Source organism: Thioalkalivibrio sp. ALE31 (assembly GCF_000377405.1).
GTDB lineage: Bacteria > Pseudomonadota > Gammaproteobacteria > Ectothiorhodospirales > Ectothiorhodospiraceae > Thioalkalivibrio.
In genome coordinates this window covers 267,501-284,562 of the sequence record NZ_KB905023.1, presented here as the reverse complement: position 1 = coordinate 284,562, position 17,062 = coordinate 267,501, and the positions used below count along the sequence as shown (strand labels likewise).

Annotated in this window: 17 protein-coding genes; 12 read left to right on the top strand and 5 right to left on the bottom strand. The window is 63.2% G+C overall.

All coding sequences use genetic code 11. The annotated features are described in order from the left end of the window. Positions 1-113 precede the first annotated feature (113 nt). Both D103_RS0109305 and D103_RS0109300 read right to left on the bottom strand, forming a co-directional pair. Positions 114-956 carry a gamma-glutamyl-gamma-aminobutyrate hydrolase family protein gene (locus tag D103_RS0109305; protein ID WP_018876602.1) on the bottom strand — a complete coding sequence of 281 codons (843 nt, stop codon included), beginning with the start codon at positions 954-956 and terminating at the stop codon, positions 114-116. Continuing rightward, positions 943-1,965, bottom strand: a complete 1,023-nt coding sequence (locus tag D103_RS0109300) for an amidoligase family protein (RefSeq protein ID WP_018876601.1) — start codon at positions 1,963-1,965, stop codon at positions 943-945. Before D103_RS0109300 ends, D103_RS0109305 begins: the two co-directional genes overlap by 14 nt. Before the next feature lie 73 nt (positions 1,966-2,038). Between D103_RS0109300 and folB the strand changes: the two genes are divergently transcribed. The 6 genes from folB to fetB all read left to right on the top strand — a co-directional run bounded on the left by folB (position 2,039) and on the right by fetB (position 6,953). Further along, the gene (gene folB / locus D103_RS0109295) at positions 2,039-2,398 is read left to right on the top strand and encodes a dihydroneopterin aldolase (protein ID WP_018865492.1); all 360 of its coding nucleotides are present in this window, start codon (positions 2,039-2,041) and stop codon (positions 2,396-2,398) included. Between the two features lie 423 nt (positions 2,399-2,821). Continuing rightward, positions 2,822-3,514 carry a TorF family putative porin gene (locus D103_RS0109290; protein WP_018876600.1) on the top strand — a complete coding sequence of 231 codons (693 nt, stop codon included), beginning with the start codon at positions 2,822-2,824 and terminating at the stop codon, positions 3,512-3,514. A 67-nt stretch (positions 3,515-3,581) separates the two neighbouring features. Next, positions 3,582-3,920: a P-II family nitrogen regulator gene (gene glnK, locus D103_RS0109285; protein ID WP_018876599.1), complete on the top strand. Its 339-nt coding sequence runs from the start codon at positions 3,582-3,584 to the stop codon at positions 3,918-3,920. Positions 3,921-3,956: 36 nt separating this feature from the next. Beyond that, entirely contained in the window at positions 3,957-5,210 is a 1,254-nt protein-coding gene (locus D103_RS0109280; RefSeq protein WP_018876598.1) for an ammonium transporter, read from the top strand. Positions 5,211-5,535: 325 nt separating this feature from the next. Beyond that, positions 5,536-6,156 (top strand): ATP-binding cassette domain-containing protein, encoded by a 621-nt coding sequence (locus D103_RS0109275; protein ID WP_018876597.1) that lies wholly within the window; start codon positions 5,536-5,538, stop codon positions 6,154-6,156. Then, a complete protein-coding gene (gene fetB / locus D103_RS0109270; protein ID WP_018876596.1) occupies positions 6,147-6,953 on the top strand; it encodes an iron export ABC transporter permease subunit FetB in 807 nt (268 codons plus the stop codon). The genes D103_RS0109275 and fetB overlap by 10 nt, the downstream gene beginning before the upstream one ends. A gap of 96 nt (positions 6,954-7,049) precedes the next feature. Here the strand turns inward: fetB and D103_RS14025 are convergent, their stop codons facing one another. From D103_RS14025 to D103_RS0109255, 3 genes are all read right to left on the bottom strand, one after another. Next, complete coding sequence (locus D103_RS14025; protein WP_026280332.1) at positions 7,050-7,397, bottom strand: FmdB family zinc ribbon protein; 348 nt, start codon at positions 7,395-7,397, stop codon at positions 7,050-7,052. Between the two features lie 63 nt (positions 7,398-7,460). After that, a complete protein-coding gene (fmdA, locus tag D103_RS0109260; RefSeq protein ID WP_018876595.1) occupies positions 7,461-8,687 on the bottom strand; it encodes a formamidase in 1,227 nt (408 codons plus the stop codon). A gap of 276 nt (positions 8,688-8,963) precedes the next feature. Beyond that, positions 8,964-10,607, bottom strand: coding sequence for a sigma-54-dependent Fis family transcriptional regulator (locus tag D103_RS0109255; protein WP_018876594.1), 1,644 nt, complete (start codon positions 10,605-10,607; stop codon positions 8,964-8,966). Positions 10,608-10,946: 339 nt separating this feature from the next. On the opposite strand from D103_RS0109255, the gene urtA reads away from it, so the two are divergent. The 6 genes from urtA (at position 10,947) to D103_RS0109225 (ending at position 16,969) form a co-directional block, all read left to right on the top strand. After that, on the top strand, positions 10,947-12,203 hold the full coding sequence (gene urtA, locus D103_RS0109250; RefSeq protein WP_018876593.1) for an urea ABC transporter substrate-binding protein: 1,257 nt from the start codon (positions 10,947-10,949) through the stop codon (positions 12,201-12,203). Positions 12,204-12,298: 95 nt separating this feature from the next. After that, positions 12,299-13,219: an urea ABC transporter permease subunit UrtB gene (gene urtB, locus D103_RS0109245; protein WP_038028601.1), complete on the top strand. Its 921-nt coding sequence runs from the start codon at positions 12,299-12,301 to the stop codon at positions 13,217-13,219. Between the two features lie 28 nt (positions 13,220-13,247). Continuing rightward, on the top strand, positions 13,248-14,414 hold the full coding sequence (urtC, locus tag D103_RS0109240; protein WP_231366601.1) for an urea ABC transporter permease subunit UrtC: 1,167 nt from the start codon (positions 13,248-13,250) through the stop codon (positions 14,412-14,414). Further along, complete coding sequence (urtD, locus tag D103_RS0109235) at positions 14,411-15,157, top strand: urea ABC transporter ATP-binding protein UrtD (RefSeq protein ID WP_018876590.1); 747 nt, start codon at positions 14,411-14,413, stop codon at positions 15,155-15,157. Before urtC ends, urtD begins: the two co-directional genes overlap by 4 nt. A 27-nt stretch (positions 15,158-15,184) precedes the next feature. Then, the gene (gene urtE / locus D103_RS0109230; protein WP_026280331.1) at positions 15,185-15,874 is read left to right on the top strand and encodes an urea ABC transporter ATP-binding subunit UrtE; all 690 of its coding nucleotides are present in this window, start codon (positions 15,185-15,187) and stop codon (positions 15,872-15,874) included. 48 nt (positions 15,875-15,922) lie between these two features. Then, on the top strand, positions 15,923-16,969 hold the full coding sequence (locus tag D103_RS0109225; RefSeq protein ID WP_018876588.1) for an aliphatic amidase: 1,047 nt from the start codon (positions 15,923-15,925) through the stop codon (positions 16,967-16,969). Positions 16,970-17,062 lie beyond the last annotated feature (93 nt).

Genomic DNA, 17,062 nt, shown 5'->3' with positions numbered 1-17,062 from the left:
GATATGGTGCCTTGAGCGACCGTCACGCACTCGACCCTTCACCTGCAAACCTTCTCTTCTTCCAGACTTCCTGTGAATCGCCTTTCTTCGTGCCTTCGTGGTGAATCAGTCTTTTAGCCGTTTTGGGTGGCGGCTTGGACGAGGGCGCGGAACAGGAGCTGGTGGCGGCGTTTCTGTGGGAGGTATTCGGGGTGCCACTGCACGCCGATGCACCAGTCGTGTTCGGCCTCGATGGCCTGGACCACGCCGGTCGATTCGCGGCCCGCGATCTTGAGGTCCCGCCCCAGGTCATTGACGGCGTGGTTGTGGAGCGCGTTCACGTGGAGCGTCGTGTCGCCCAGGATGTTGGCCAGAAGGCTGCGCGGGTCCAGCTCCACCGGCTTGACTGGCAGCAGGCTGCGGGCCTGCGGGGTTTCCACGTAGAACTCGGCCAGGTCGCGGTGCAGGGTGCCGCCGCGTACCACGTTGACCAGTTGCATCCCGCGACAGATGCCGAGGATCGGGCGGTGCTCGTCCAGCGCGCGATGGATCAGGGCCTTTTCCAGCCGGTCGCGGTCGGTGTCCAGTACGCCGCCATGGGACTGGAATAACCGGCGCAGTAACCACAGGGCCGGGTAGAAGAGATAGCCGATCAGGCGCTGCGACAGGCGTCGCTCCGCCTGGCGGATGGCGGCCGCATCCGGCCCCTCGGGGAGCGTCTCGCCGTAGAGCTCAGGATCCACATCCGCCCCGCCGCCCACCACCAGACCATCGAAGCGCCGGTGACTGCGGGGTTTTCCCGGGCGCAGCCGCAGCGGACGGCCGCCGGCGCGCCACACCGCGAGCGCGGTAAACAGCCAGGCGGGCCCGCCGCCCTGGTCGGGTCCGGTAATGGCGATCACCGGGCGGCGTGGACGCGGCGGCGCGGTATCGGCCACGGTATCGGTGGTCGTGCGGTCGGGCTCAGAACCAGTCACGGAGGCGCTGGCTCCAGTCGTCGGCCCAGCGGCCCAGGGCCTGGCCGGGGCGTTCCAGATATTCCCGCGACAGGCGCTCCAGGCGTTCCGGGTCCGCCGCCAGGCGCTCGACCTCGACCCAGCCGTTGAACGGCCGCGCGAGGCTCCAGTCCGGGTCGTCGATCTCGCAGTTCGGCAGGCGATAGTGGAAGGCCGGCCGCGGCTTGATCAGTTCGTGCTCCACGGGGGCCGCGTCGATCCGCCCGGGGTCCAGGTGGGCGAACAGCGGCAACAGGTCCAGCGGGCGGTTGCGGGTCGGGTTGTGCGCCAGGTAGGCGTCGATCAGGCCCTCCCGGTCGGGACGAAAGTCCGGGTCCAGCACGTAGCGTACAAACGGGCCGGGGAAAGACCGAATGTAGGGCGACAGGCGCCGCGCCAGGTCGATGGCGCCCGCCGCAGTGAGCACTTCCACCATCAGCAGGAAACTGCGTAGGATTGCCAGAAGCCACTCGGCATCGGTGCGGTGCACCTCGATATTGATCTGCAGCCCGAAGGCATAGAGAAACGAGCGTTCGGTACCCAGTGCGCCGGCCTGCTGCAGGGCGGCGCGCACCCGGTCCAGGCGGGGAAGGTCAGCCGTCGCGATCGGCGGCGCCACGATCTCGTGCGGGACCAGGCGGCCCGCGGCGTCCGCGAGCCAGCGCTCCAGCGCGGCCTCGTCGGAGTCGTCCAGCTCGATGCCCAGGCGCGCGAGGTGTTCGCGGTAGCCGCGGTCCTTCAGTACCCGGGCGTCCAGCTCCAGTTGGAAGTCGCCGACGTCCGTGTCGCGTACGTGGAAGACGAAGGCGTTGTCCGATTCGACGTGGCCCCCGAACTCGCCTTTCACGGTCTCGGCCATCGTCTCCAGCGACACCCCGGCCATCTCGATCTCCACGCCGATGCGTCGGGGCTCGCCATCCGGGTTGGCGGGCCAGGGGAGTTCGTGAAAGGGCTCGCTCATGCGTGTCTCGTAGTAATCGGGAGGCGCCATGATAGCGGCTCGGTGTACCTCGTGTGGCCCGGGCAGTAGGATAGGCGCCGACCTACAGGAGCCCGCCGACCCCATGGATCGAATCTATCTGCGCGACCTCGAGATTGACGCCGTTGTTGGCGTCTACGACTGGGAACAGCGCATCCAGCGCCGCCTGCGATTCGATATCGAACTGGCGGCCGATACCCGCATCGCCGCCTACTCCGGCGAGATCGGCGACACCGTCGACTACGAGGCGGTGGCCAACGCCGTGCGTGCCATCGTCACGCGCGAACCGCATGCCTTGCTGGAATCCTTGGCCGAAGAGATCGCCGAGGCCCTGATGGCCCAGTTCGGCACGCCCTGGCTGCGCATCAAACTCGGCAAGCCCGGTGCCGTGCCCGGCGTGCGCGAGGTCGGCATCGAGATCGAACGCGGTAGCCTTTCCTCGTAAACCCGCGCCGGCGACGGGGCGCTGCCCCGGTCGGCGCCACCCCCCCCCTGCCGTGCTGTGTCATCGCGGGTCGCGAGGCGACGTGGCGATCTGCAGGGCAGGGAGGTGTTCGCCGTACGTCCCGCATGGCCGCGTGTGCGTTGGTCGCGCCTGTCCCCGCCTCGATTTGCCTCTCCGACTCCGCCGCTTGCCGAAGGACTGAACCTTCCGGAATCCCGAACATGGTTCAGGTCCTCGGTCTCCGCACGTTTTTGGTGCGTGTGCACTTTTAGTGCGCACCAAATAAAGGCAAAAGCCCGTGGTTGGGCCGCAACAGGTGTTGCGAAAAGCCGATTTTTGCTCCCTTTCGATACTTGGCACAGCCCATGCAAGGACCGGGTGTCGACTACGCGACACTCGATCAACCAGAGGGAGATCCATCCAATGAAGAAATTCAAGCGTTCCATCCTGGCTTCCGCAGTTCTGGCGATGAGCGGTACTGGCGCCATGCTTGCCACCTCTACCGCCGCCGCCGAATTCTCCGGAAATATCACGATCGCATCGGATTATGAACTCCGGGGTTTCTCGGAGACGGGCGGTGACGCCGCGATCCAGGGTGGGTTCGATTACAACCACGGGTCCGGCTTCTACGTTGGGACGTGGGCCTCCAACCTCGCGGGTGATGGCGCCCCCGACCCCAGTTATGAGCTCGACCTTTACGCCGGATTCGCTGGCGAAGCCGCTAATGGTCTCGGCTACGACGTTGGCTATGTCTACTACCTCTATCCGGATGCCGAGTTGGACGTCGGCTTTGGTGAGATCTACGGCGAACTCTCATACGACATGTTTTACGGTGGTGTGAAGGTCGTAGTGAACGAAGAAAGCGATCAAGACCTGTTTGAGAGCGGCAGTGCCTATTACTACGCGGGTCTTGATGTCCCGTTCGCGGATGTCTGGAGCACCGGGTTTATGATCGGCCACCAGACTTTCGATGGTGATGCCGACAGCTATGAGCACTATCACGCCAATCTGACGCGGCATACCGAGAGCATGGGTTCCTTTAGCATGAATCTGGCGTATGCCGATGTGTCTGGCGAGGATGTTCGCGCCTACGTAGCCTGGTCGCTCGATTTCTGAGCCGGTCATTGATCCAAAACCCCAATGGCGGGCTTGCGGTGAGCGGGCCCGCCCCAAGGAGTGAACCATGAAAATGATTACCGCCGTGATCAAGCCCTTCAAGCTTGATGATGTCCGCGAGGCGATCTCGGAGATTGGGGTGCAAGGCATCACCATGACCGAAGTAAAGGGATTCGGCCGACAGCGCGGTCACACCGAGCTTTACCGTGGAGCTGAGTATGTTGTCGATTTTCTTCCCAAGGTGAAGCTAGAGGTTGCTGTGGACGACTCGCTCGTGGATCGCGTGGTCGAAGCCGTCTCGAAGGCCGCCAGTACGGGAAAGATCGGCGACGGAAAAATCTTTATCGCCCCGATCGAGCAGGTGGTCCGTATTCGTACGGGCGAAACCGGAACCGAAGCGCTTTAATGCGAACCCCGGGTCCCTTAAAGAGGAATTCCAATCATGGAAATTGAACAGCAAGTTGTCGAACTCGCCTACGCAATGGACACCTTTTACTTTCTGGTGGCCGGCGCGCTGGTGATGTGGATGGCCGCGGGCTTTACGATGCTCGAGGCCGGGATGGTTCGCACCAAGAGTGTGGCCGAAATTGCAACCAAGAATATCGCCCTGTATTCGATTGCCAGCATCATGTACATGCTGATCGGTTACAACATCATGTACAGCGACGGCCTGAGCTCCATCATCCCGGGCCTGGGCTTCCTGATCTCGGGCGACAACGCGGTCGCGGACGTACTGGGTAGTGGTGGCGACATCTACTACTCCGATCGTGCCGACTTCTTCTTCCAGGTCGTGTTCGTGGCCACCGCGATGTCCATCGTCTCGGGGGCCGTGGCCGAGCGCATGAAGCTGTGGGCCTTCCTGGCCTTCGCGGTCATCCTGACCGGCTTCATCTACCCGATCCAGGGCTTCTGGAGCTGGGGTGGCGGGATCCTCGACCAGATCGGCTATCTGGACTACGCCGGTTCCGGCATCGTCCACTTCACGGGTGCCGCTGCCGCGCTGGCCGGTGTGCTGCTCCTCGGGGCGCGCAAGGGCAAGTACGGCAAGGATGGCCAGATCAACGCGATCCCGGGCTCCAGCATGCCGCTGGCCACCCTGGGTGTGCTGATCCTGTGGCTGGGCTGGTTCGGCTTCAACGGTGGTTCCGAGCTGAAGGTCTCGGACATCGAGTCGGCCAATGCCGTGGCCGCCGTGTTCGCCAATACCAACCTGGCCGCGGCCGGGGGTGTGGTCGCCGCTCTGATCACCACCCGTCTGGTGTTCGGCAAGGCCGATCTGACCATGGCGCTGAACGGCGCGGTCGCGGGCCTGGTGTCCATCACCGCCGAGCCGCTGATGCCCAGCCCGTTCCTGGCGATGATCATCGGTGCCATCGGTGGCGTGATCGTGGTCTTCTCGATCGTCGCGCTGGACAAGCTGAAGATCGACGACCCGGTCGGCGCGATCTCCGCGCACGGTACCGCCGGTATCTGGGGTGTGTTCGCGGTGCTGCTGTCCAACCCGGATGCGACCTTCGTCGCTCAGCTGGTGGGCCTCCTCGCCATCTTCGTCTTCGTCTTCGTGGCCAGCCTGATCGTCTGGGCCATCCTCAAGGCGGTAATGGGCATCCGCCTGAGCGAAGAGGACGAGGATGTGGGCGCCGACATCGCCGAGTGCGGTCTCGAGGCCTACCCGGAGTTCACCGGGAAGCAATAAACCCTCGTTAACCTGAACCGGGGTCGGGCCACAGGCCCGGCCCCGACATCGTCTCCTCCGACGCCGACAAGACAGTCTCCCAGGACTTGGATGTTGGCCTTTGGGCGCCCCTTCCCGGGCGCCCTTTTTTTGTTTCCAGAGCTATGGGAGCGGGCTCGCCCGCGAAGCCCCTGCCTGCGCCCGATAGTGCGATCGACATCCGCAGAGGCACCCCTCACGGCGGACCGTTCGTCTCGCAGCAAGCAGCGCCTGCCCGTCCGGCCATTCATCCCGCCGCCCCGGCTTCGGTTACGATCGCCATTTCGCCGCACCGGAACCCTGTCGCATGGATCGCCTGCTGGATGTTCGCCAACTGAAAACCGCCCATCTGGGCCCGCTGGATCTGGCGCTTCAGCCCGGGGAGCTGGTGCAGGTCACGGGCGCCTCCGGTTCCGGAAAATCCCTGCTGCTGCGGGCCCTGGCCGACCTTGACCCCAATACGGGGGAGGTGATGCTGAACGGGCAACCGCGGGACGCCATGGCGCCGGTCGACTGGCGCCGGCGCGTGGCGTACGTACCGGCGGAGACTGCCTGGTGGGGCGAGCGCGTGGACGAGCACCTGCCAGTGGACTTCGCGCGCGCGGCGGCCCTGCACCTGCTGGAGCAGGTCGCGTTGCCGGAGGCCTCTCTAGGCTGGGAGGTCGAGCGCCTCTCCAGCGGCGAGAAGCAGCGCCTGGGGCTGGTGCGCGCGCTGCTGAACCAGCCGCGCGTCCTGTTGCTGGACGAGCCCACCGCCAATCTGGATCTGGAAAACACCAAACGCATCGAACGCGCGGTACGGGGGTATCTCGCCGAGGAAGACGCGGCAGCGCTTTGGGTCAGTCACGACACCCTGCAGCGTCAGCGCCTGGGCGGCCGCATCCTGACCATCGCCAACGGCAAGCTGGAGGTGACCGCGTGGAACTGATCTCGCTTTCCGCGCTGGACCTGTCGCTGGCGGCCTTGCTGGTCGTCGCGCTGGCAGGGCTGACCGTCTGGGCACGTATGGGGCTGGGGCGCAGCCTGCTGATCGCCGGGGCGCGCACCGTGATCCAGCTGCTGCTGGTCGGGCTGATCCTGCAGACGCTGTTCGACCATGCGCAGCTCGGTTGGGTAGCCTTGATGGCGGTGATCATGCTCGCTGTGGCCGGCTACGAGGTGATGGCGCGCCAGCAGCGCCGCTTCGCCGGGCTGTGGGGCTACGGCATTGGTGCCGTGACCATGTTCATCTCGGCGTTCGCGGTCACCGTGCTGGCGCTGACCACCATGGTCGGCCCGACCCCCTGGTGGGAGCCGCAGTACGCGATCCCGCTCTTGGGCATGCTGCTCGGCAACACCATGACCGGCATTGCGCTGGGGCTGGACCGCCTGACGCAGACGGTCTGGCGCGAGCGCCGCACCATTGAGGGCCGGCTGGCGATGGGGGCCTCCTGGAGCGAGGCGGTCACGACCATGCGCCGCGAGGCCGCGCGCTCCGGCCTGATGCCGACCATCAACGCCATGGCCGCCGCCGGCATCGTCAGCCTGCCGGGCATGATGACCGGCCAGATCCTGGCCGGCGCCCCGCCGGTGGAGGCCGTGAAGTACCAGATCCTGATCATGTTCCTGATCACCGCCGGTACCGGCTTGGGCACCCTGGGTGCGGTCTGGTTCGCCTCCCGCCGCCTGTTCGACACCCGCGAGCGCCTGCGCCTCGACCGCCTCAAAGCAGGCCGCCACAGCTGACGGCCCGGATGGAACGAAGGTGATCGCTAGTGGAGGGTATGATCGCTCCAGAAGTCGTTCAGGAGCGAAATTCTCGAACGGAAAGGTGTTTCCCTACTAGTGTCCGAGCATCCAGGGGCGGGCGGTTTTTTTGGTTTGTTTTTTCAGTGGTGGGTGTTGGGTTTCTGCTGACTTGGTCTCTTGGGCTTTCTGTGTTCCGCAGGTGTGTGTCCCGCTACAGCCACATGAGCTGCGTCGGACCTTCTTGGGGGCGTGCCGGCTTTGTTCGTTGCGTGCCCATCGCTCCCGGTTGGACGGATCCATCAGGGAGAGTCGAGGGGCGCTGATCAAGCGGGGGGCTTCAGTTCCGCACTCCGGGCAGCACTGCGGTGAAGAGGACTCGGTCATCCGACCGAACTCCGTGAAGTCGCCACAATTCGGGCAGCGATAGTCGTACAGGGGCATGACGGGCTCCGAAAAGAGGGCCCCGGCAATTGGCCGGGGCCGCCTGCAAGCGGTGGACTCGGCTCAGGTTGCGGTTGCGGTATCGACGTCGTCGCCGATTTCGATGGTTGGGCCCGAGTCGGAGATATGAATATCAAATTCGAAAATCTCCGAGGGTAGCCACAGCGTCGCGCAAACATTGGGGATGTCGACGATTCCGCTGATGTGGCCTTCTACCGGAGCGGTGCCCAGGATCGAATACGCCTGTGCGCCCGAGTAGCCGAAGTTCTTGAGGTAGTCAATGGCATTGAGGCAGGCCTGCCGGTACGCGACATGTGCATCCAGGTAGTGCTGTTTGCCTTGTTCGTCCACCGAGATCCCTTCAAAGATCAGGTAATCACGGAAATGCGGGTCGATCTGGCTGGGTTGAAACACCGGGCTGCTGATGTTGTATTTCTCCATCCCGCCCTTGATCAGTCCCACCTTCAGGTCGATTACACCGGCCATCTCGATTGCGCCGCAGAAGGTGATCTCGCCATCGCCCTGCGAGAAGTGGAGATCGCCCACCGACAGGCCGGCGCCCTTCACGTAGACCGGGAAGTACACGCGCGAGCCGCGCGACAGGTTCTTGATGTCGCAGTTTCCGCCGTGTTCTCTGGGGGGGACGGTCCGCGCGGCTTCGCATGCCGCGCGTTTGGCCTCGTCACCCTGCATGCCGCCCATGAGCGCGGTTTCTTCGTAGGGAAGGGTCGCCAGCGGCGGTACGCGATCCGGGTCGGTGTCGACCAGTGCCTTCTCGCGCTTGTTCCACTTGTCCAGCAGATCATGCGAGGGCAGCGTTCCGATTAGCCCCGGGTGGATCGTCCCGGGGAAGCGAACCTTCGGGATGTGCCGGGAGCTGGTATAGATCCCGTGAAAATCCCAGATCGCCTTGCGTGCTTCAGGGTAGTGTTCAGTCAGGAACCCGCCGCCGTTTTCGCGTGCGAACAGTCCATTGAACCCCCACAGCTGATCAGGGCGAGGGCCCACGTCAAGGATGTCCACCACCAGCAGGTCGCCGGGTTCAGCGCCTTCCACCGAGACAGGCCCGGTCAGATAGTGAACTTTGGTCAAGTCCACATCCCGGATGTCGTTGGCGGAGTCGTTATTGCCGATCTGGCCGCCGGTCCAGTCGCAGCATTCAAGACGGAACTCGTCGCCGGGTTTGACGTGGACCGCCATCGGAATGTCCGGATGCCAGCGGTTGTGTGGTTTGATGTCCTGCTCTTCGGGGGACTTGTCGATATCGTAAGAAATCAGGGTTTCCGCCATGAGTCTCTCCAGTATGGTGATTCCGGCAGGAACCGGCGGGCTGTCGCTTCGCCGGTTCCTGGCTCAGGCGTCACGACTTGTGGAAGCCCGACGCGTGCTGATGCAGTCGATAACTAGCGAGAATCGTGCCAGTGGGCGCGTTGAAACGGCGGGCGCCAGTGTCGTGAATGTGAAGTAATGGCAGAGGCAGGATTGTTCGACAATGACTGCCATTGCGCGCCATTTGGAACGGGAGACCTCTGCTCTGGCTTACGATTGGCTGGGATGTAAGCAGGTTTATCGACGCGGAACCTCCAGCCCCAGCTTTTCGATCCGATACCGCAACTGGCGTATGGATAGGTTCAGCAGGCGTGCTGCTCGCGACTGGTTCCCGCTGCACTGATTCAGGGCGTTGACGATGTCTTCCGCCTCCTCTTGGCGCACCCATTGATAGCGGCCCACCTCGGTATCCGCGGATCCTTCGCCGTGGTTCGCCAGGAATCGTCGGCCATCCGTTTGAGAAGGCGAGCCGGTCGCCGTTTCGGGTACTTGAACTGTTGCCTGTTCCGTAAGGATCTGCTGGATCTGAGCGGGCCGAATACGGTCACTTTCCGCCATCAGCACCGCGCGTTCCACCACGTTCTGTAATTGGCGAACATTGCCGGGCCAGCCATAGCGCTCCAGTGCGGTGAGGGCATCCGGGTGGAGGGCAATATTGCGCTGGTAGCGGTGGTTGAGCTCGTTGAGGAAATGCAGCGTCAAGGGGCGGATATCACCCTGGCGGGCGCGCAGGGGAGGCAGATATACCGGTACAACGTTGATCCGGTAGAAGAGGTCGAGCCTGAAACCACCGGAGTTGACGTGCGCCTGCATGTCCTCGTGGGTGGCGCTTATCAGTCGAAAGTTGACCGGGATCGGCTGGGCTGCACCAATAGGGTCAACCTGCCGTTCCTGGAGCACCCGTAGCAGCTTGGATTGAAGCTGCAGGGGCATGTCGCCGATCTCATCCAGGAAGAGGGTCCCGCCATCGGCCTGGAGGATCTTACCTTTCTTGCGTCCGGACGCGCCGGTGAAGCTCCCTTTCTCGTGACCAAAGAGCTCTGATTCAAGGAGGTCGGGGGGGATGGCTGCGCAGTTGATGCAGATAAACGGACGATCGCTGCGGTCCGTCTGTTGGTGGATCATCCGGGCAAATTTTTCCTTGCCGGTGCCGGATTCCCCAAGGAGCATCACCGGGGCGTCACTGGGCGCTACCTGAATGCATTGCTTGACCGCATCGAGCAGGGCTTCCGACGAACCGATGATCCCGTGAGCCAGGCTCTTCTGGAGCATGCCCTCCATGGTGACTGAGTTCCGCAGGCTCTGGTTTTCGTGCAGAAGGTGTTCCGTTTCCTGCCGGATGAACGCACCGATTCGCATCACCTGGCCAATTGCGGACGCGGCAACCTTGAGGGTTGCGATATCCGCTTCGAACGGCGTCTCGTGACCCCCTTCCTTTTGTACCGACAAGACCCCGACCGGCTTGCCGGATTCCAGAATGGGTACGGCTATAAAGGCCAGGCGCGTTAAGTCGTCGCCGGGCCGCTCGGTAATGCGTTGCAGATACAAAGGCTCGCGGTCGATATCGGGTACCAGACCTGTGGAACCGGTACGCATGACCAATCCGGTCACACCTTCATCGTAGCCAACCGAGAACGCCCCCTCCCTGAGTCGGGCATGGGTCAAGCCGTAGGAATAGCGAACCTCCAGAAGCTGCCCGTCGCCATCCGGAGCCAGTACCCGCCCGCAGTTGAGACCCAGCATCTGCGACAGCAAACGCAGGATACCGCGCACCGTGTGGGGAGGATCGAGGGGCCGGTCCAGCAGCTTTGCGATTTCCTGCAGGACCGAAAGCTGAAGACGCAGCGTGTCGGTCGTCCCTCCTTGTCGGCTCTCGTTCATGGGGTTGCGCGCACGTTCGTGGTTTGGCTTGTGGTGAGTCCGCATGCAGGAATCGCGCCTTGTATGCCGTGGATCAACCGCGCGTTGAGCGTTTGCGGTTGTGCACTCCCTTCGCCCCATCGAGCGCACTGTTCCAGTGCAAAAGGGGTATTAACGCCCCCAAGTTGCGCGTGCTTGGGTGTGGCCGGCCGCTCCCCCGAGGCGCTCGGTGGTCATCTCTTACTAGGCTTTTGTTGGCCAATCTGGATGGTGGCATGCGTCTTGCTGCAGTCCCGTTGCGTTCACGCAGGCAGCGGCCCACGTGCGCCCTTCATCTAGGTTCAACCGAGGTATATGACAATGACCGACAGCAAGAAGCCTTCTTTCACCCGCCGTCGACTGCTGAAATCGATGGCCGCTCTCCCCATTATGGCGACCGGTATTGCGGGGTCCGGTTCACTGTTTGCCAAGCCGGCCACCTCCGAGATCAACACCACCGGCCTGGCCGTGACCGATGACACGGTCAAGGTCGGCATCCTGCACTCGCTGACCGGCACCATGGCGATCTCCGAGACCGGGTCGGTCGAGGCCGAGACCCTGGCCATCGAACAGATCAACGAGATGGGCGGCATCCTCGGCCGCAAGCTCGAGATCATCACCGAAGACGGCGCCAGTGACTGGCCGACCTTCGCCCAGCGTGCGCGCAAACTGCTGCGCGAGGACAATGTCGCCTCGATCATGGGTTGCTGGACGTCTGCCTCTCGCAAGGCGGTGCTGCCGGTTCTCGAACGCGAGAACGGCCTGCTGTACTACCCGACCTTCTACGAGGGCCTCGAGCAGTCCCCGAACGTGATCTATACGGGCCAGGAGGCCACTCAGCAGGTCCTTGCCAGCCTGAACTGGCTGTACAACGAGAAGGGTGTGCGCACCTTCTATCTGGTGGGCTCCGACTACATCTGGCCGCGCACCACCATGAAGATCGCGCGCATCCATATCGAACAGCACCTCGACGGGGCCTCGGTGGTGGGCGAGGACTATGCGCCGCTGGGCCATACCTCGTTCGGCTCCATGATCAACCGCATTCGCCTGCGGCGTCCGGATGCGATCTACGGCGCGGTGGTCGGCGGTTCCAACGTCGCGTTCTTCCGCCAGCTCGTTTCCGCCGGCCTGGACGGCAGCAACCAGACCCTGCTGAACCTGGCGACCACCGAGGACGAGGTGCTGGGCATCGGCGGCGAGAATGTCGAGGGATTCTACTCCAGCATGAAGTACTTCCAGAGCCTGGATAACGAGAACAACCAGGAGTTCGTGCGCGCGTTCAAGGAACGCTGGGGCGAGGACAGCGTGATCGGCGACGTGACCCAGGCTGCCTATCTCGGCCCGTGGCTGTGGAAGGAAGCGGTCGAACGCGCTGGAAGTTTCGATGTGGCCAAGGTGACTGCCCACTCGCCGGGGATCGAGCTCAACCAGGCACCGGAAGGCTACGTGAAGGTCCACGACAACCACCACCTGTGGAGCAAGACCCGGATCGGTCAGTGGCGCCGCGATGGTCAGGCCGATGTGGTGTGGGAATCCGATCTGATCGAGCCGGATCCGTTCCCCGAAGGCTATCAGTAAGCCGTACCGCGGGGGTGTCGGCCGCTGGCCGGTCCGGCGCCCCCTCCTGAATCCCGTAACGAGCCACCCGGCTCCCGCTTCAGGGAATACCGTTCATGGATTACTCAATGCAGGACCTGATGGCGATCACCGCCATGCAGGGCTTCGCGGGGCTGAGCTTCTTCTCGGTCCTGCTTCTGATGGCCCTGGGGCTGGCGATCATCTTCGGCCAGATGCGGGTCATCAACATGGCCCATGGCGAATTCATGGTGCTCGGGGCCTACACCACCTACATGGTGTCTACCCTGGCCTCCGGCCTGGGCCCCTGGGCGACCGAATACTACATTCTGCTGGCGATCCCGCTGGCGTTTCTCTCGGCCTTCCTGTTCGGAATGCTGATCGAGGTGCTGATGATCCGGCACCTGTATCACCGTCCGCTGGATACGCTGCTGGCGACGTGGGGGCTGGCGCTGGTCATGCAGCAGGGTTTCCGCTCGATCTTCGGCGCGCGCGAGGTGAGTCCTTCCACCCCTTCATGGCTGGAGGGCTCCTGGCGCCCGACGCCGATGATCGACATCCCGATCAACGGCATGGCGATCATGGTGCTGACCGTGATCGTCACTCTCGGCGTGGTCTGGCTGATGTATCGCTCGCGCTGGGGCCTGCGAGTGCGCTCGACCATGGCCAGCCGCGAGATGAGTGCGGCGGTCGGGATCAATACCCGCTGGGTGGATCGCCTGACGTTTGCGCTCGGCTGCGGCGTGGCGGGGATCGCCGGCGCGGCGTTCACGATGATCTCCTCCACCGGGCCCACGAGCGGCACGCTCTACATCGTCGACACCTTCCTGGTGGTCGTGTTCGGCGGGGCCGGCAGCATCTCCGGAACCGTGGTTTCCGCCTTCCTCATTGCCCAGGGTCAGTCGATCCTCGAGTTCTTCCTGGGCAGTTCCATGGCCAAGGTGACCACGCTGCTCGTCATCATCGCGATCCTGATGATGCGCCCCGAAGGTCTGTTCAAGAGCAAGGTCCGCCGCTAGGCGGGCCTCTTCCGGGAGTCACAGAGAAATGAATAACGCATTGCAGATGTTACTGGGCAAGAAGGGCCTGCCAGGGCTGCTGATCCTGGCCTTCATCCTGCTGGTCGTGTTCCCGCTGACCATGGACGTGGATGGCCTGAACCTCACGGGGCGCTTCCTGGCCTTTGCCTTCGTCGCGGTCGGGCTGGTCCTGGCCTGGGGGTACGGCGGCCTGCTGAGCCTCGGCCAGGGGTTGTTCTTCGGGATCGGCGGGTACGCGATGGCGATGTACCTCAAGCTGGAGGCCTCGACGCCTGAGGCCACCGCCATCCAGACCACGCCGGGGATCCCGGACTTCATGGACTGGAACCAGATCACCTCGCTGCCCTGGTTCTGGGAACCCTTCCACAGCCTGACCTTCACGGTGCTGGCGATCCTGACCCTGCCCGCGCTGTTTGCGGCCTTTATCGGCTTCGCACTGTTCACCCGACGGGTCAGCGGGGTGTTCTTCGCGATCATCACCCAGGCCATCGTGACCATTGCCACCATCCTGGTGATCGGTCAGCAAGGCTACACCGGCGGTGTTAACGGCATCACCGACCTGCGCACGCTGAAGGGATGGGATATCCACACGGACCAGGCGCTGGTTGTCTTCTACTTCGCCACGGTCGTGCTGCTGTTCGCGATGATCGCGCTCGGGATGTGGGTGCTCTCCACCAAGTATGGCCGGATCCTGATGGCCACGCGTGACCAGGAGAACCGGATCCGCTACTCCGGGTATAGCGTGGCCTACTTCAAGATCTTCATCTTCGCCCTGGCCGGCTTCATGTCCGGTATCGGCGGGGCGATGTTCACCCTGCAGGTCGGCTTCATGTCCCCGAGCATCATCGGGATCATCCCGTCGATCGAGTTCGTGATCTTCGCCGCGGTGGGTGGCCGGCTGTCGCTACTGGGTGCCGTTTATGGCTCGTTGCTGGTGGGCTATGCCCGGGTGACCTTTGCCGAGGCCTTCCCGCAGTTGTGGCTGTTCCTGATCGGTGCCGTGTTTATCGCGGTGGTGATGTTCGCGCCCTACGGGCTGGCGGGGCTTTACAACACCCATGTCCGCCCGCGCGTGGAGGCCTTCCTGGTGCGCATGGGCTGGCGTCCGGGCGCGCCCCCTTCCGATACCCCCCGTGCCATTGATCCCCAGGCTGCCCAGGAGGCCCGCAAATGACGACCCATACCCCCTTGTTGCTCGCCGTCGAGGATCTGACCGTCTCGTTTGACGGGTTCAAGGCGATCGAGGGCCTCAACTTCTATGTCGACACCGGGGAGCTGCGGGTGGTCATCGGTCCCAATGGCGCCGGCAAGACGACGCTGCTGGACCTGATCTGCGGCAAGACCAAGCCCACCGAGGGTTCGATCAAGTTCCGTGACACCGAACTGACCCGCCTGCGCGAACACCAGATCGTCTGGAAGGGGGTGGGCCGCAAGTTCCAGACGCCCTCGGTCTACGAGGGACTCACGGTCTACGAGAACCTCGAGGTCTCGTATCCGGAGGGCAAGACCGTGTTCGGGGCGCTGCTGTTCAAGAACACGCCGAAGGTCGACCGCAAGATTCGCGAGACGGCTGAGGCCATCTTCCTCACCGACATGCTGGAGCGCCCCGCCTCGGAGCTGAGTCACGGGCAGAAGCAGTGGCTGGAGATCGGGATGCTGCTGATCCAGGACCCGGAACTCCTGCTGCTGGACGAGCCGGTGGCGGGCATGAGCGTGCGCGAACGCGAGCTGACCGCGGACCTGCTCAACCGGATCACCGAGGGACGTTCGGTGATCGTGATCGAACACGACATGAACTTCGTCAAGCAGATCGCCCGGAAGGTCACCGTCATGCACCAGGGCAAGGTGCTGGCCGAAGGGGATATGGAAACGGTGCAGTCCGATCCCCGGGTGATCGAGGTCTACCTGGGCCACTGACGCAGATTCTGCAGAGGACAAAACGACATGTTTCAAGTAACAGGATTGCGTTCCGGCTATGGAGAGATCGGAGTCATCAAGGGGCTCGACATCTCGGTCGGGGACAACGAGACCCTGGCCGTCATGGGCCGCAATGGCATGGGCAAGACGACCCTGTTCAAGACCTTGATGGGCCTGATCCAGTCGAAAGACGGGCAGGTCAACCTGGATGGGCAGGATCTCTCCAGTATGCCTACTCACAAACGGGTGGCGGCTGGTCTGGCCTATGTCCCCCAGGGACGGATGATCTTTCCCGGCCTGACCGTGCAGGAGAACATCGCCACCGGTCTGGAAACGGTCAAAAGCCGCCGTATTCCGTCCGAGATCTTCGACCTGTTTCCGGTGCTGCACGAGATGCGGCACCGCAAGGGCGGCAATCTCTCTGGCGGCCAGCAGCAGCAGCTCGCGATCGCGCGGGCCCTGGTCTCCAACCCCAAGGTGTTGCTGCTGGATGAACCCACGGAAGGCATCCAGCCGTCGGTGATCAAGGACATCGCCAGCACCCTGAACGAGATCAGCCGCTCGCGCGAGATCACCATCGTGGTCTCCGAGCAGATCCTGAGTTTCACGATGGCGATTGCCGACCGCCTGCTGGTGATCGAGTCCGGCGAGATCGTGCACGAAACCGATCGCGCCAGTTGCGACGAACAGACCATCAGCGGGTATCTGTCGATCTGATCCGGCCCCGTGGGCCGGTACACCTATTAGCTAGAGGAGCAAACATCCATGCGACACGGCGACATTTCCAGCAGCCCCGATACCGTGGGCGTGGCGGTGGTGAATTACAAGATGCCCCGCCTCCACACCAAAGGCGAAGTCCTCGACAACGCGCAGAAGATTGCCGACATGATCCTGGGCATGAAGCAGGGTCTGCCCGGCATGGATCTGGTCATCTTCCCCGAGTACAGCACCATGGGGATCATGTACGACCATGACGAGATGATGGAGACCGCTGCCACCATCCCGGGCGACGAGACCGAGATCTTCGCGGCGGCCTGCCGCAAGGCCAATGTCTGGGGGGTGTTCTCGCTTACCGGCGAGCGGCACGAGGAGCACCCGAACAAGGCGCCCTACAACACCCTGATCCTGATGAACAACAAGGGTGAAATCGTCCAGAAGTACCGCAAGTGCATCCCTTGGTGCCCGATCGAGGGCTGGTATCCAGGCGATCGCACCTACGTCTCCGAGGGCCCGAAGGGGCTGAAGCTCAGCCTGATCATCTGTGACGACGGCAACTATCCCGAGATCTGGCGCGACTGCGCGATGAAGGGCGCCGAACTGATCGTGCGCTGCCAGGGCTACATGTACCCCGCCAAGGAACAGCAGGTGAACATGTCCAAGTGCATGGCCTGGGCCAACAACACCTATGTTGCGGTGGCCAACGCCACCGGGTTCGACGGCGTCTACAGCTACTTCGGCCACTCTGCGGTGGTCGGCTTCGACGGCCGCACCCTGGGCGAATGCGGGACCGAGGAAAATGGTATCCAGTATGCGCAGCTCTCGATCCCGGAGATCCGGGATGCGCGCGCCAATGACCAGTCGCAGAACCACCTGTTCAAGCTGCTGCATCGCGGCTACACCGGGATGCACGACTCGGGCGATGGCGACAAGGGCGTCGCGGATTGTCCGTTCGAGTTCTACCGCACCTGGGTCAACGACGCCGAAAAGGCCCGCGAGGACGTCGAAAAGATCACCCGCGACCAGGTCGGGGTTGCCAGTGCGCCAGTGCGCGATCTTCCCTACGCCGCAAAGACCAAAGAGACGGGATCGTAGTCGCAGGATTTCCCGCTTGTACAGGCAGTGTGATGGATGCCGGTCCTCCCCGAGGAGGACCGGTAATCTTTTGTATAGCCTGAAAGGCTGAGG

Coding starts and splice junctions, on each gene's coding strand:
- glnK (WP_018876599.1), top strand. CDS start 3,582: ATGAAAATGATTACCGCCGTGATCAAGCCCTTCAAGCTTGATGATGTC.
- D103_RS14025 (WP_026280332.1), bottom strand. CDS start 7,397: ATGCCCCTGTACGACTATCGCTGCCCGAATTGTGGCGACTTCACGGAG.
- D103_RS0109280 (WP_018876598.1), top strand. CDS start 3,957: ATGGAAATTGAACAGCAAGTTGTCGAACTCGCCTACGCAATGGACACC.
- D103_RS0109290 (WP_018876600.1), top strand. CDS start 2,822: ATGAAGAAATTCAAGCGTTCCATCCTGGCTTCCGCAGTTCTGGCGATG.
- fmdA (WP_018876595.1), bottom strand. CDS start 8,687: ATGGCGGAAACCCTGATTTCTTACGATATCGACAAGTCCCCCGAAGAG.
- D103_RS0109255 (WP_018876594.1), bottom strand. CDS start 10,607: ATGAACGAGAGCCGACAAGGAGGGACGACCGACACGCTGCGTCTTCAG.
- D103_RS0109300 (WP_018876601.1), bottom strand. CDS start 1,965: ATGGCGCCTCCCGATTACTACGAGACACGCATGAGCGAGCCCTTTCAC.
- urtE (WP_026280331.1), top strand. CDS start 15,185: ATGTTTCAAGTAACAGGATTGCGTTCCGGCTATGGAGAGATCGGAGTC.
- urtA (WP_018876593.1), top strand. CDS start 10,947: ATGACCGACAGCAAGAAGCCTTCTTTCACCCGCCGTCGACTGCTGAAA.
- D103_RS0109225 (WP_018876588.1), top strand. CDS start 15,923: ATGCGACACGGCGACATTTCCAGCAGCCCCGATACCGTGGGCGTGGCG.
- urtD (WP_018876590.1), top strand. CDS start 14,411: ATGACGACCCATACCCCCTTGTTGCTCGCCGTCGAGGATCTGACCGTC.
- folB (WP_018865492.1), top strand. CDS start 2,039: ATGGATCGAATCTATCTGCGCGACCTCGAGATTGACGCCGTTGTTGGC.
- D103_RS0109275 (WP_018876597.1), top strand. CDS start 5,536: ATGGATCGCCTGCTGGATGTTCGCCAACTGAAAACCGCCCATCTGGGC.
- urtC (WP_231366601.1), top strand. CDS start 13,248: ATGAATAACGCATTGCAGATGTTACTGGGCAAGAAGGGCCTGCCAGGG.
- urtB (WP_038028601.1), top strand. CDS start 12,299: ATGGATTACTCAATGCAGGACCTGATGGCGATCACCGCCATGCAGGGC.